This window comes from Variovorax ureilyticus (genome assembly GCF_050632185.1).
GTDB classification, from domain to species: domain Bacteria; phylum Pseudomonadota; class Gammaproteobacteria; order Burkholderiales; family Burkholderiaceae_C; genus Variovorax; species Variovorax ureilyticus_A.
The window spans coordinates 1,653,218-1,667,853 of record NZ_CP192579.1 but is presented as its reverse complement, the minus strand read 5'-3'; the positions used below and the strand labels follow the sequence as shown (position 1 = coordinate 1,667,853).

The window sequence follows — 14,636 nt, the reverse complement described above, 5'->3', positions numbered from 1 at the left end:
AACCGCGTATTTTAAGCGCGAACCAAGGCCTCTTCCGCCAGGGCCGCAGGGTTTCTCTCATCGCGCCTGACGCGGAACCATGCCGCGTACATCGCCGGCAGCGCAAGCAGCGTCAGCACGGTCGCGACGATGAGCCCACCCATGATCGCCACCGCCATCGGCCCCCAGAAGACGCTGCGCGACAGCGGGATCATCGCCAGCACGGCCGCCGCGGCCGTCAGCACGATCGGCCTCAGGCGGCGCACCGCCGATTCGACGATCGCGTCCCACGCGGGCACGCCGGCCGCGCGGTCGGCTTCGATCTGGTCGATCAGGATCACCGCGTTGCGCTGGATCATGCCCATCAGAGCGATCACGCCGAGCAGCGCGACGAAACCGAAAGGCCGGTTCAGCACCAGCAACGCGCCGGCCACGCCGACGATGCCCAGCGGCCCGGTGATGAACACCAGCAACGAGCGGCTGAAGCTGTGCAACTGCAGCATCAGCAGCGTGAACACGAGGAACAGCATGACCGGCACGCCGGCCACGATCGACGCCGAGCCCTTGCTGCTTTCTTCCACCGCGCCGGCCACCTCGATGCGGTAGGCGCCCTGCCCGGCCGCGTGCCATCTCGCTTCGAGTTCGCGCAGCTTCGGACGCAGCTGATCCGTCACCGTCGCGCCCTGCAGCCCTTCGACGATGTCGCCCTGCACCGTGATCGCATAGTCGCGGTTCTCGCGCCACATCACGCCGGGCTCCCAGGTGAACACCGGCCCGGCGATCTGCGTCAGCGGGATCGAGCGGCCCGAAGCGGTCGTGAGATAGGCATTGCCGACATTGGAAATTGCCTCGCGCTCATCGGGCGACTGGCGCAGCACGATGTCGATGAGGCGGTCGTTCTCGCGGTACTGCCCGACCGTGGTGCCGCTGAACATGGTCCGCGATGCCTGCGCGATCGCCTGGCTCGTCACGCCCAGGGCGCGCGCCTTGTCCTGGTCGACCTCGAGGCGGATCACCTTGACCGACTCGTTCCAGTTGTCGTTGACGCCGCGCATGTTCGGGTTCTCGCGCATCACGGCCTTGACTTCGTCGGCGCGCGCGCGCAACTCCGCCGGATCGGTCCCGATCACGCGGAACTGCACCGGATACGGCACCGGCGGCCCGTTGGGCAGCAGCTTCACGCGGCCCCGCACCTCCGGGAACTCCTGCGCCAGCAAGGCGGGAAGCTTCAGGCGCAGGGTCTCGCGATAGTGCAGATCCTCGGCAAGCACGATCAGTTGCGAGACATTGGTCTGCGGAAACACCTGGTCCAGCGGCAGGTAGAAACGCGGCACGCCCGAGCCGATCCAGGTCGTGACCGTCGCGACGCCCTCTTCCTGGTGCAGCCGCTTCTCGACGCGCCTGGCGACTTCCTCGTTGGCGGCAAAGGACGTGCCCTCCGGGAACCACAGGTCGACCAGGATCTCCGGCCGGCTCGAATCGGGGAAAAACTGCTGCTGCACCTTGCCCATGCCGACGATGCCGAGCGCGAACATCAGCAAGGTCGCGCCGATCGTGGTCCAGCGGTGCGCCACGCACCAGTCCACCATGCGCCGGAAGGTGTTGTAGAAGGGCGTGTCGAAGAGCTCATGCGGCGGCGCATCGGGGTCGTGCGGCTTGACCTTGAGGATGATCGTCCCGAGGTACGGCACGAAATACACCGACACGAGCCAGCTCAGCACCAGCGCGATCACCGTCACCGCGAAGATGGCGAAGGTGTATTCGCCGGTCACCGACTTCGCGATGCCGATCGGCAGAAAACCCGCCGCCGTGATCAGTGTGCCGGTCAGCATCGGCTTGGCCGTGACGTCGTACGCGAAGGTGGCGGCACGCACCTTGTCGTAGCCCTCCTCCATCTTCCGCACCATCATCTCGACCGCGATGATCGCGTCATCGACCAGCAAGCCGAGCGCAATGATCAGCGAGCCCAGCGATATCTTGTGCAGCCCGATGCCGAAGTAGTTCATGGCGAGGAAGGTCACCCCGAGCACGAGCGGGATCGTGATCGCCACCACCAGCCCCGGCCGGACGTCGATATACCAGCCGAAGCGCCCGCCCTTGTGCAGACCGAGCGAGATGAAGCTCACCGCGAGCACGATCGCCACCGCCTCGATCAGCACGTGCAGGAACTCATTGACCGAGCGCGAGACCGCAACCGGCTGGTCCTGCACCTGCACGAGCTTCACGCCGAGCGGCAGTTGCTTGTCGATCTGCTCCGTCGCGCTCTGCAGCGCCTTGCCGAGCGCGATGATGTCGCCGCCCTTGGCCATCGACACGCCGAGCGCGATCACTTCCTTGCCCTCGTGCCGTACCTTGACGGCCGGCGGATCGACGTAGGCGCGATGGATCTGCGCGATGTCGCCAAGCCGCATCTGGTTGCCCGAGCTGCCACGGATCGGCATGGCACGCAGCTGCTCGACATTCGTGAACTGGCCGGCCACGCGCACCTGAACGACGTCCTGCGGGGCCTGGATCGTTCCGGCGCTCTCGATCGCATTCTGCGAGCCGAGCTGCGCGAGCACGTTGCTGAAATCGAGGCCGAGCTGAGCGAGTCGCTTCTGCGAGACCTCGATGAAGACCTTCTCGTCCTGCACGCCGAACTGCTCGACCTTGGCGACGTCCTTCACACGCAACAGCCGCTGGCGCACGTCGTCGGCGAAGGTCTTGAGTTCGGCGTAACTGAACCCCTCGCTTTCCAGCGCGTAGATCACGCCGTAGACGTCGCCGAAATCGTCGTTGAAGAACGGCCCCTGCACGCCGGACGGCATTGTGTAGCGCATGTCGCCGATCTTCTTGCGCACCGTGTACCAGGCGTTCGCCACGTCGCCCGGCGGCGACGAGTCCTTGATCTGGAAGATGATCTGCGACTCGCCGGGCTTGGAGTAGCTGCGGATCTTGTCGGCGTACGGCGCTTCCTGCAGCGTGCGTTCGAGCTTGTCGGTGACCTGCTCCGCGACTTGTTGCGCGGTCGCACCCGGCCAGTAGGTCCGGACCACCATGGCGCGGAAGGTGAACGGCGGGTCCTCGTCCTGGCCGAGCTGGAAGTAGGACGCGAATCCCAGCAGCATCAGCACGAGCATCAGGTAGCGGGTGAGCGCCACGTGATCGAGCGCCCATTTCGAGAGGTTGAAGCCGGTCTTGCCGGCGTCGGCGTTGGGTGAGCTCATGGCGCCGTCCTCAGCGCGCCGCGACCGGCGCGATGGGCGAGCGGATCGCAGTGGCTGTCGATTCCGTGGCCGCCGGCGCGGCCGAGCGGTCCTGATAGATCGTCACCTTCTGGCCTGGTTGCAGCACGTGCACCCCCGCGGCGACGACCAGCATCCCGGGCTCCAGCCCGCTGGCGATCACGGCTTCGTTGCCGTCTGCGGTCGTCACCTCGACCGGGCGGGAGCGCACCGTCATCGTGGACTTGTCGAGCACCCAGACGGCGCTGCCCTTGCCCTCCTGACGCAGAGCGCTGGTCGGCACCTTCAGCACCGGCGCTCCGCTGCTCGACAACGCCTTGGGGCGGGCGTAGACCGTGGCACCGAGCGCCGGCGCGGCCTGGGGATCGACGGTCACCTTGACGGTGTAGGTGCGCGTGACGGCGTCTGCACTCGCAGCCACTTCGCGCACCTGGCCTTCGAACTCACTGCCGTTGGCCCAGCCGCGCACCGTGACCGGCGAGGCGGGCTTGATCCGGTCCGCCTTGTCTTCGGGCACCGCGAAGACCACGTCGCGCGCGCCATCCTGTGCCACACGCACCACCGGCGCACCGGCCGCGACCACCTGCCCCGGCTCGGCTTCGATCGCGGTGATGATGCCCGGCACGTCGGCCACGAGCGTGGTGTAGTTGGCCTGGTTGCCCTGCGTCGCCAGTTGGGCCTGTGCCTGTTCGAGCTGGGCCTGGGCGGCCTTGTAGGTCGTCTCGCGGCGCTCCAGGTCGGCGCCGCTGATGAAGTTCTGCTCGCGCAGCTCGCGATAGCGCTTGAGGTCCGCGGCCGCGAGATCCCGATTGGTCAGCGCGGCGGCATGCTGCGCTCTGGCCGCTTCCGCCGCGAGCCGGTAGTCCTGCGGATCAAGCTGGGCCAGCACCTGCCCAGCCTGGACATGCTGACCGAGCTCGGCCTGCCGCTTGGTGATCTTGCCGGCGACGCGGAAGCCGAGCCGCGATTCGATCCGTGCGCGCACTTCGCCCGAAAACTCCGGCTCGGTGTCATAGCCGCTCACGCCGACCGCGATCACCTTGACGGCGCGGACCGGCTCTTCCGCCGCCGGAGAACGCGAGCAGCCCGCAAGCACGAGCACTGCGGCCATTGCGCCGATGCAGAGCGAAACCCGGAGATGTGATGAGGCGGTCATGTATCACCCTTGAAGAAACGATCGGGGTCACTAATGACCAGCCGGTTAGTAATCTAGGGTAAACGCCTAGCGCTGTCAACGAAAACAGCCGACGCTCCGAAGGAAGTTTCAGGTGCGCTGCCCCATCTCCACGAGCCGGTTGTCGGGCAGCACGAAGTAGTCCGAGGCACGGCCGGCGTTGCGCTGCAACCAGCCGAACAGCGCCCGGCGCAAGGGGTTCATCTGCGGCAGGCGGTCGTCCCCCACGGATGCGCGCGAGACGAAATAGGACGTGGTCATCGAGTCGCAGGCCAGCCCCTTCTGGTAGGCCAGGATGCGGATGAACTCGGGCACGTTGGGCCGCTCCATGAACCCGTGCCGCGCGGTCACGACCCAGATGCCGTAGCCGAGCGGCTCGGCCTCGATGCGCAATCGGGCGTCCACGCGCGGCGTGTCGCACGACAGCACCCTGAGCACGATGACCTGCGAATGCAGCACCTGGTTGTGCTTGAGGTTGAGCAGCAGCGCATGCGGCACGGTTTCGGCATCGGGGTTGAGGAATACGGCTGTCCCCTTGACGCGGTGCGGCATGTCGGCTGCAAGCGACTGGATGAACGGCACCAGCGGCAAACGTTCCGCCTCCGCCGCCTGGAGGCCGAGCCGCCGGCCCGCCGCCCATGTCGTGAAGATCGCCATCACGATCGCCGCCGCGGCCAAGGTGAGCCACCCGCCCTCCAGGACCTTGAGGCTGTTGGCCACGACGAAGGTCATGTCGACCGAGGCGAAGAGCAGTGCGCCCAGCACCACCGCCACGCGGTTCCAGCGCCAGAGCTTGTAAGCGATGATCCCGGCCAGCAGCGTCGTGGTCACCATCGTGATCGACACGGCGATCCCATAAGCCGCCGACAGCGCGCTCGAGCTGCGGAACCCGAGTACCAGCAGCACCACGCCCACCATCAGCAGCCAGTTGACGCCCGGCACGTAGATCTGGCCGATGGCCTCACCCGAGGTCTGCACGATGCGCATGCGGGGCAGATAGCCCATGCGCATGGCCTGCGCCGTGATCGAGAAAGCGCCGGAGATCACCGCCTGCGAGGCGATGACCGTGGCCATGGCAGCGAGCACCACCATCGGCAGCACCGCCCAGGCCGGAAAGAGCCGGAAGAACGGGTTGTCGATCGCGGCCGGATTGCCGAGCACCAGCGCCCCCTGGCCGAAATAGTTCAGCACCAGGGCCGGCAAGGCGATGAAGAGCCATGCGAGCCGGATCGGGCGCGCGCCGAAATGCCCCATGTCCGCATAGAGCGCCTCGCCGCCGGTGAAGGCCAGGAACACCGCGCCCAGCACGGCCAGCGAATGCGCCCGGTGCGTGAACAGGAAGCCCACCGCATGCCGGGGATCGAGCGCGGCGAGAACCTGCGGCTGCAGGAGCACCTGCTGCAGGCCACCGACCGCGATCACGATGAACCACAGCAGCATCACCGGCCCGAACACCCTGCCCACCAGTCCCGTTCCCCGGCGCTGGACTGCGAACAGCCCGACGAGGATCACGATCGCTGCCGGGATGACGAAGGGCTGCAGGGCCGGTGCCTCGACCTCGAGGCCCTCGACCGCAGAGAGGACCGAGATGGCCGGCGTGATCAGGCTGTCGCCGTAGAACATCGCCGCACCCACCAGGCCAAGGCCCGCGATCAGCTGCAGAACCCACAGCGGAGTCGGCGTGCCGGTCACCGCGTTGCGCGCCAGCGCCTGGAGCGCGAGGATGCCGCCCTCGCCGTCGTGGTCGGCGCGCAGCACGAACACCACGTACTTCAGCGTCACCACGACGATCAGGCCCCAGAACACCAGCGACAGCAGGCCAAGCACCGCTTCGGGCGTGAACGGAATGCCGTGATCGGGATTCAGTGTCTCCTTGAATGCGTAGAGCGGCGAAGTCCCGATATCGCCGAACACCACGCCCAGCGCCGCCAGCATCAGGGCCGGCCCTGCGCGGGGATGGGAAGCGGAATCCCCGGAGTCCAGTGGCGGCAGCGTTGTTTTCATGATGTTTGAACCCTCGGTGCCGGATCGTACCCGGCGTGCAGCACAATCCGCCGCGTGCCAACCCGCTCCCCGCCGGTCGTCGCCGCGCCGCCGACCCATTACGAAAACTTCCCCGTTGCCTCCTGGCTGTGCCCCCGCGGCTGCGGCCGCCGATCGCCGCCATCTACGCCTTCGCACGCACGGCCGACGACATCGCCGATGAAGGCGATGCCGGTCCCGCGCAGCGCCTCGACGCGCTGCGGGCCTTTCGCGCCGATCTGGCCGCGGCGGCACGCGGCATGCCGGTTTCGCCACGCTGGCCCGAGGTCTTCGGCCCGCTCGCGCACGCCATGCGGGGCTTCGCGCTGCCCGAACAACTGCTCGCCGACCTTCTCTGCGCCTTCATGCAGGACATCGAGAAGACCCGCGACCGCGCCGGCTACGCCGACCGCGCCGAGCTGCTCGACTACTGCCGCCGCTCGGCCAACCCGGTCGGCCGCCTGCTGCTGCATCTGTACGGCGTGGACGACGCGCGCGCACTGCGGCAGAGCGACGCGATCTGCAGCGCGTTGCAGCTCATCAACTTCTGGCAGGACCTGAGCGTCGACCTGCCGCGGGGCCGCTACTACCTGCCCCGCGAGGATTGCGCGGCGCATGGACTGAGCGCATCGAGCTTCGAATCCTTCCGGCCGCTCGGACCGGCATCGACACCGGCGCAGGCCATCGCGCTGGTCGCCGAGCTCGTCGCCTGGGCCCGCCGCCTGATGAGCGAGGGCGCACCGCTCGTCCACGCGCTGCCGGGCCGCGCCGGGTGGGAGCTGCGCTTCGTGGTCCAGGGCGGCAGCCGCATCCTCGACAAGATCGAGGCGCTGGGCTGCGACACCTTCGCATCCCGGCCGACGATCGGCAAGGCCGATGCACCGCTGCTCGCGTGGCGGGCGCTGCGTATGCGGAGACAATCGCAAGGATGAATCTCACCCCCGTTGCTTGCTCACTTCGCGTAGCCGCCTCCAGGCGGCCGCCAGAGGTGGCTGCTCTTCGGGCACGTCCAAGCCTGCGCAGCCGGGCTTGGAGCCGCGGCCCTCAGCCCCTCAAGGGGCGCACCCAGCGGCCCGGCAAAGCCGGTTCCGCGGGTGCCCTGGTATGGACCGTGCAGTTCCATACGTCGTCGGAGTCGCTGGAGAGTGACGCCCGATCAGTACGTCCAGGACAAAGCCGCTGCATCGGGCAGCAGTTTCTATTACGCGTTCCTGTTTCTGCCGAAGCTGCGCCGCGCCGCGATCACTGCCTTCTATGCGTTCTGCCGCGAGATCGACGACGTGGTCGACGAAGTCACCGACCCCGGTGTCGCCGCCACCAAGCTCGCGTGGTGGCGCAACGAGGTTTCGCAGGGCTTCGCCGGCCAGCCGCATCACCCGGTCATGCAGGCGCTGATGCCGCACGCGAAGGAGTACGGCATCGAGGAGCGGCAGCTGCAGGACATCATCCAGGGCTGCCAGATGGACCTGGAGCAGACGCGCTATCTCGACTTCCAGGCACTGCGCCGCTACTGCCACCTTGTTGCCGGCGTGGTGGGCGAAGGCGCGGCGCGCATCTTCGGGCAGACCGATCCGCAGACCACGGCCTACGCGCACAAGCTCGGCCTCGCGCTGCAGTTGACCAACATCATTCGCGACGTCGGCGAGGACGCATTGCGCGGCCGCATCTACCTGCCGGTCAACGAGCTGCAGCAGTTCGACGTCAAGGCGCACGAGATCCTGAACCGCGTGCATTCCGACCGCTTCGTTGCGCTGATGAAGTTCCAGGCGGCGCGCGCGCAGGCCGCGTACGACGAAGCGCTGGCGCTGCTGCCGGCCGCCGACCGCCGCGCCCAGAAGCCCGGGTTGATGATGGCCAGCATCTATCGCACGCTGCTCTGCGAAATCGAGCGCGACAACTTCCAGGTCCTGAACCAGCGCGTAAGCCTGACGCCGGTGCGCAAGCTGTGGCTGGCGTGGCGTGTCCAGGCGCTCGGGAAGCTGTAGCTTGGGGCGCGTCGCGATCATCGGCGGCGGGTGGGCCGGCATGGCGTGCGCGGTCGAAGCGGTACGCGCCGGCCATGCGGTCAGCGTGTACGAAGCCGCGCGCAGCTGGGGAGGTCGTGCGCGCGCCGTCGCCGCCACCTTGCCCGACGGCAGCGGAGTCCTACTTGACAACGGCCAGCACATCCTCATCGGCGCCTACACCGCCTCGCTGGACCTGATGGCGCGCGTCGGCGTCGACCCGAACGAGGCCTTGCAGCGCGTTCCGCTGAACCTGCGCTTTCCGGACGGCACCGGCCTGTCGCTGCCGCGGCTTCCGGCATGGATCGACCATGCAACACGCCGCATCGCGCCGCTGGACGTGCTGGCCGGGGTGCTCGGCGCACGCGGCTGGTCCTGGCAGGACAAGCTGTCGCTGCTGAAGACCTCCACCCGCTGGCAGCGACAGGGCTTCGTCTGCGCGGACCATGAAACGGTGGCCGATCTTTGCGCTCCGCTCACGCCGCGCGTGCGTGCGGAGCTCACCGAGCCGCTGTGCGTCTCGGCGCTCAACACGCCGGCCGCGCAGGCCAGCGGCAAGGTCTTTCTTCGCGTGCTCGACGAGGCGCTGTTCCGCACGGCGGGTGGATCGCAGCTTCTGCTGCCGCGTGTCGACCTCGGCGCGCTGTTTCCCGAGGCGGCGGACCGCTGGCTGCAGGGGCGCGGCGCCCGCACGGAACTCGGCCGCCGCGTGCGCTCGATCAAGCCGGCCGGCCACGGCTGGCAGGTCGACGGCGAAGCTTTCGATCGCGTGGTGCTGGCGTGTTCGCCCTGGGAGGCCGCGCGGCTTTCTGCCGGCATCGCGGCCGCCTGGTCCGCCACCGCGGATGCGCTGGCGCACGAAGCCATCACCACCGTCTACCTGCATGGCGACGCGCAGCTTCCGGCGCCCTTTCTCGCACTGCGCTGCACGCCCTGGGCGCCCGCGCAGTTCGCATTCGATCGCGGACAACTCGGCGGCCCTCACGGCCTGCTCGCTTTCGTCATCAGCGCGAGCAGCGACGACCGCGAGTTGCTGCAACACCAGGCGATCGCGCAGGCACGCGAACAGCTCGGGCTGGATCGGCTTCAGCCTGTGCTCACCGTGATGGAGCGGCGAGCCACCTTCGCCTGCACGCCGGGTCTGGTCCGTCCGCCGATGCAGGTCGCGCCACAACTCCTGGCATGTGGCGACTACATCGAAGGCGCGTACCCCGGAACGATCGAAGGCGCCGTGCGCAGCGCAATCGCGGCCGCCGCATCGCTCTGACGTTCAGGCCCGCCCTGAGGGCTTGCCCGCACCGTCCCAGTCGGCGTGGAAGCCCGCCGGCGTGCCGAGCACCGTCTCCAGCGGATTGCCCACAGGCGCGGCGGGCACGGTCCGCAACGTCGGCTGCGGCGTCGGCCAGGGCTGGGTCACATGCGGCCGGATTTCGGAATCCAGCGCGATGCTGTGCTTGTCCATCAGGCGGTAGAGCGTCATGCGCGACACGCCGAGCTCGCGTGCGGCATGCGTGATGTTGCGGCCGACGCGGGTCAGGGTCAGCACGATGGCGTCGCGCTCGGCGACGGTCCGCGCGGCATCGAGCCCCATGCCGACCGGGTTGTCCGCGGGCGCGAGGCCGAGATCGTTGGGCCCGATCAGTCGCCGGTCCGTCATCACCACCGCGCGTTGCACGCGGTTGAAGAGTTCGCGCACATTGCCGGGCCACGCATGCGCGAGCATCGCCGCGACGGCCTGGCGGCTGAAGCCCTTGACACGCGCCCTGCTCTTCGCGGCGCAGCGCTGGAAGAAATACTCGGCGAGGATCGGCACGTCCTCCATGCGTCGCCGCAAGGGCGCGACCTCGATCGAGAGCACGTTGAGGCGGTAGAAAAGATCGTCGCGGAACTGCCCCACGGCCACCGCTTCGGCCAGATCCACATGCGACGCCGCGACGACACGCACATCGACGTGCAGGTTGCGCACAGCGCCCACGCGGCTGATGGTCTTTTCCTGCAGGAAGCGCAGCAGGTTGGTCTGCAGTTCCACCGGCAGGTCGCCGATCTCGTCGAGAAAGATGGTGCCGCCGTTGGCCGCCTCGATGAGTCCGCGCCGTTCCGACGATGCGCCGGTGAACGCGCCGCGCTCATGCCCGAAGAGCTCGGACTGGATCAGGTTCGGCGAGATCGCTCCGCAGTTCACCGCGACGAACGGTCCCGCCGAGCGCTGCGAGCATTGGTGGATCGCCCGCGCGGCAAGCTCCTTGCCGCTGCCGCTTTCGCCACCGATCAGCACCGGCGCATCGGTGGCGGCGACCTTGCGGATCTGCTGACGCAGCCGCGTGATCGCAGGCCCCTGCCCCACCATGCCGAGCGCGTCGACCGCGTGACGATGCGCCGCGTCGTGGCGCAATCGCAGCAGCGCGCGCTGGTCCGCGTGCTGCAGCGTCATCTCGAATTCGGCGAGGTCGACCGGCATCACCCGATGATCGAAGAAGCAGCCGAGCACCAACTCGCGGAAGCCGGGGTGCTCCAGCGCCTCGGTCTCGCAGAGGCTCACCCATTCGGAACCGGGCGACGCATTGACGCAGGCTTCGACGGCGGCTTCCGGCACGTTCAGCGAGGTGCCGACGATGAGCACGCCGACCTTGAAATGCCGATGTGCCTGGATGCGGCCCGCGGCAACGAGGTCGCTCGCCTGCGTCACGTCCCAGCCCCTCGCAATCAGGGGGCCGAGCACCTGGGTGGCGCTTCCGCCCAGCGTCACGCAAAGAATGCTTCCCGGCTGCATGCCGATACGCCCCCTCTCAGAAGGACATCGGGAACCTGACTGTCAGCTGGAGGTCGGGAGTGTCGCGCGTCAGGCCGGCGCCCACGCTCACGTTGAACACGGACTTGTTGCTGTAGCGGTACGAGTAGCCCAGCAGCAACGAAGCGAGCTGGGTACGCACCGAGCCGATCACCGTCTGGCCGTTCTGCTGGGTGGGTGCGACGGTGTACATCTCCACGCCCAGGCTGAACGACGAGCGCTCGTTGATCGCAAGGCCCATGCCGAAATTCAGACCCCATACGTCGCCGGCCTTCACATCGCCGAGGAACTCGCTGCCCCCGTTCAGCACCGTGCGGCTGACGTTGTTGCGCTGGAAGTTGTAGGTGTAGCTCAGGCCGCCGAAGAACACGGCAGGATCGGACGGCAGCAGGAAGGTCACGCTCGGCTGCAGCGAATAGAAGCCCGAGCCGGTCGGCAGTTCCAGCGGCAGGCCGGTTCCCGTGGTGTTGCCGATGCAGCGCGTCACGCAATCGACCGGCACTTCGAACGGGTCCTTGCCGTTGCGCGCCTTGAAGCGAAGCCCGCCGACCACATAAGGCTTGTTGTTGTCGCGGCCGTCGGCAATCTGGTAGCGGATGGCGGCTTCGACGTCGCCCATGCCGTTGCCGTGCGTATTGAAGACGTTGTCGGTCGCGGAGCCGGTGAAGATCTCGCGGCTGATGGTCGAGTCCGAGCGCGCCACATAAGGCAGCTTCAGCTCCAGTTCCATGCGGTTCGTCGCGCCCCAGCGGCCGGTCAACGCGCCGATGAAGGTGTTGCGCTTGAATTCGCGCACGTCGATGAGACCGATCAGGAGCGCCGGAATCACGGTGTAGCCGACCAGCGCGACGCGGTTGTTCGACGAGTAGCCGTATTGCAACGAGGGCTCCAGCACGAACGAGCCCTTCGGCGTCAGGATGCTCGGCTCGTCGAAGAGCTGCGCCACCGGCGGCGCCTGCACCTCCTCGCTCGGCGCGACACCCACGCGCACCGCGCGCGTCGAGGTGTCGGAGGCCTCGGCCGCTGCGCCGGCTGGCGCGGGCTTTTCCTCGGCGATCTTCGAGCCCGGCGCGGGCATCGGGACAGGTCTTTGCGGAGCGGCGGCCTTTGCCTCCTGCGAGGTGATGCGGTCCTGGAGTTCCTGGTAACGGGTCTCCTGCTCCGCCGCCTGGCGGCGCAACGCCTCGATCTGTTGGCCCTGCTCGGTCACCTGCTTCTGGAGCGCCTCGACACGCTTGCTCGCGTTTCGCGCGGCCGCGGAAGAGCTTGTGGAACCGGTGGAACTCTTGGAACCCTGCGCCTGAGCCATGGCATCGGACGATGCCATCGAGGAACAGGCAACCAACAAGAGCGCCCCGTAAGAGCGGTAAGTCTCCATCGATGTCCCTCTCTTCCTGCTTCTTGCGCCAGGTGCGTCAGGCGTGTGCGGGGCAGCGTAAACGCAATGCTCGAACGGCGCAAAGCTGGAAGTTGCAATCAGAAGTAACTGACCGAACGTCGCCCGCAGGATGTCTCAGGGATGTGGCAGTTCCGTTGCGAATTCGCCCGGCAAACGCGGCAGTTCACGAGGCAAACGCGATGTCACCGGCTCGGCGCGAGGGTTCTCGAACGAAGACGAAGCGACTGGCATCGATGTACCACGGCTGAGACACACCGCGAATCCGCGTGCATCGCGGCCAAAGTCAAAGCGCGCGCTGGCGTTGCGAGTGAAAACGTCGCGATCCAGCCACTGTTCACCGTCAATCCGATGTGACAGTCGGCGTTGAGAAAGCGCCTGCGCAAGCGCTGCTCGAGACCCCTTTGCTGTGTCGCAATTCCGTCGTCTTCGATGCGCTCCAAATGAGAAGAGGTCCCGGCGAAACAAGCCGTAATTTGCTGGCACCGAAGTTGCACTGCGCCCTTCGATTTGCGGCGACGCACGTCAATCCATGCTTGTTTAACTTAACTTTTGCTGGAGGGTTCATGAAAAAGACACTCTTGGCTTCGGCCATAGCTCTTGCCTTCGGGTTCAGTGGTGCTGTGTTTGCGAGCGACACCGATCAGAGTTCGAGTCAGTCATCGTTGACGGGCGCCAACAGCAGTACGAACTCAAGCTCAGACAGCAGCAACAATTCGCGAACGACCACGAACTCGAACAATCGCACGGACACGACCACGAGTTCGAACAATCGCTCCGACAGCCACAATGACACAGGTCAAGCGGTGGCCAATGCTGCACGCTCCGCCGCGCTGAACAACGGCTCGAGCAACAACAACTTCACGAACGCGTTCTCCGACACGAAGGTCTCAGCCATCAGCAAGCTTGAAGGCGCCGTGTCGAACAACAGGATCTACGGCATCGGCAATCAAGCCATCAACAGCGGCTCGGCCAACGGTGGCACGGGCTTGGGTGGACACGGCGGCACGGGCCAGGGCGGCGACGCTCGTGGGACCGGTACCGGCGGAAATGGTGCAGTGGGTAACGGTGCAGTAGGCGCAGGAGGCGGATACGCCTCCAATGGTTCGATCTCGCATGGCAACGCCAGCAATGGCAGCGCCGGAAACGCAGGCAATGGCGGCACCGGTAACGGCGGTGGCGCCAACGGGTCGAGCGGTGCCGGGGCCCTGTCCGCCGGCGGAGACGGCGCACGCGGCGGGTCGAGCGGCGACAGCGGCCGCGGCGGCAGCAGCGGAAGTCTGGCAGCCGGTCTGGGCGGCAGGAGCGGCGGCGGCGGCGGCGGCGGTAGTTCCGGCGGCGGTGACGCAGGCAACGGCGGCAACGGTGGCACCGGCGGCTTGGGCTCGGGTGGCTCAGGCGGCAGCGGTGGCTCAACGGGTGCCAGCGGAACGGCAGGCGCAGGCGGCGCGACCGGCACAGGCGGCGCGGGCTCCGGGACCAGCACGGCAGGTGCAGGCGGAGCGTCCGGTGCCACGGGCGCAGGCGGCGCGGGCGGCGCAGGCGGTGGTGGTGGCGCAGCCACCGCCACGTCCGGCGGAACGCGCACGGGCGGCGCAGGCACGGGCGGCGCGGGCGGCTCGAGCACCAATGGCAGTGCCACCAATGGCAGCGCCAGCAATGGCAACAACACCGCCGGCTCCGGCGGTTCGGGCGGCAGCGGCACGGGTGGTTCGGGCGGCGCGGGCAGCGGTGGAACCGTCACGGCCAATGGCGGCACCGGCGGCACCGGCAATGGTGGCACGGGTGGTTCAGGCGGCTCGGTGTCCGTCAACGCCGGCACGTTCAACATGTCCAACACCATGACGAGCGTCGGGCAGACCGCCGCCGGCATCATGGTCGCGAACCAGAACAGCGGCATGGCGTCGCTGGTTCAGCAGGCTGTGACCGTCCAAGCCAACCTGACCGTTCATTGATTGACCGATAGCGAAGCCCGATGAGTGCCGCGCAGCCTGACCCGTTCCGGCTGTGCGGCGCACGTCGGCTCGCCTTCACGGCAGGCCATAGGGAG

8 protein-coding genes and 1 pseudogene are annotated in these 14,636 nt (G+C 67.6%); 4 read left to right on the top strand and 5 right to left on the bottom strand.

The features are described 5' to 3' along the window. Positions 1 to 11: 11 nt before the first annotated feature. The 3 genes from ACQ858_RS08085 to ACQ858_RS08075 form a co-directional block, all read right to left on the bottom strand. Entirely contained in the window at positions 12 to 3,185 is a 3,174-nt protein-coding gene (locus ACQ858_RS08085) for an efflux RND transporter permease subunit (protein WP_431276204.1), read from the bottom strand. Between the two features lie 10 nt (positions 3,186 to 3,195). Beyond that, positions 3,196 to 4,359 (bottom strand): efflux RND transporter periplasmic adaptor subunit, encoded by a 1,164-nt coding sequence (locus ACQ858_RS08080; protein WP_431276203.1) that lies wholly within the window; start codon positions 4,357 to 4,359, stop codon positions 3,196 to 3,198. Between the two features lie 108 nt (positions 4,360 to 4,467). Next, positions 4,468 to 6,312: a potassium transporter Kup gene (locus ACQ858_RS08075; protein WP_431276817.1), complete on the bottom strand. Its 1,845-nt coding sequence runs from the start codon at positions 6,310 to 6,312 to the stop codon at positions 4,468 to 4,470. A gap of 123 nt (positions 6,313 to 6,435) precedes the next feature. Between ACQ858_RS08075 and hpnC the strand changes: the two are divergent. The 3 genes and pseudogenes from hpnC (at position 6,436) to hpnE (ending at position 9,669) form a co-directional block, all read left to right on the top strand. After that, positions 6,436 to 7,331 (top strand): annotated as a pseudogene (hpnC, locus tag ACQ858_RS08070) (squalene synthase HpnC). A gap of 213 nt (positions 7,332 to 7,544) precedes the next feature. Then, positions 7,545 to 8,384 (top strand): presqualene diphosphate synthase HpnD, encoded by an 840-nt coding sequence (gene hpnD / locus ACQ858_RS08065; RefSeq protein ID WP_431276202.1) that lies wholly within the window; start codon positions 7,545 to 7,547, stop codon positions 8,382 to 8,384. A gap of 1 nt (position 8,385) precedes the next feature. Continuing rightward, a complete protein-coding gene (gene hpnE, locus ACQ858_RS08060; protein WP_431276201.1) occupies positions 8,386 to 9,669 on the top strand; it encodes a hydroxysqualene dehydroxylase HpnE in 1,284 nt (427 codons plus the stop codon). A 3-nt stretch (positions 9,670 to 9,672) separates the two neighbouring features. Here the strand turns inward: hpnE and ACQ858_RS08055 are convergent, their stop codons facing one another. Beyond that, the gene (locus tag ACQ858_RS08055; RefSeq protein ID WP_431276200.1) at positions 9,673 to 11,172 is read right to left on the bottom strand and encodes a sigma-54 interaction domain-containing protein; all 1,500 of its coding nucleotides are present in this window, start codon (positions 11,170 to 11,172) and stop codon (positions 9,673 to 9,675) included. A gap of 16 nt (positions 11,173 to 11,188) precedes the next feature. After that, complete coding sequence (locus tag ACQ858_RS08050) at positions 11,189 to 12,568, bottom strand: acetate kinase (protein WP_431276199.1); 1,380 nt, start codon at positions 12,566 to 12,568, stop codon at positions 11,189 to 11,191. A 584-nt stretch (positions 12,569 to 13,152) separates the two neighbouring features. Between ACQ858_RS08050 and ACQ858_RS08045 the strand changes: the two genes are divergently transcribed. Further along, entirely contained in the window at positions 13,153 to 14,541 is a 1,389-nt protein-coding gene (locus ACQ858_RS08045; RefSeq protein ID WP_431276198.1) for a hypothetical protein, read from the top strand. Positions 14,542 to 14,636 lie beyond the last annotated feature (95 nt).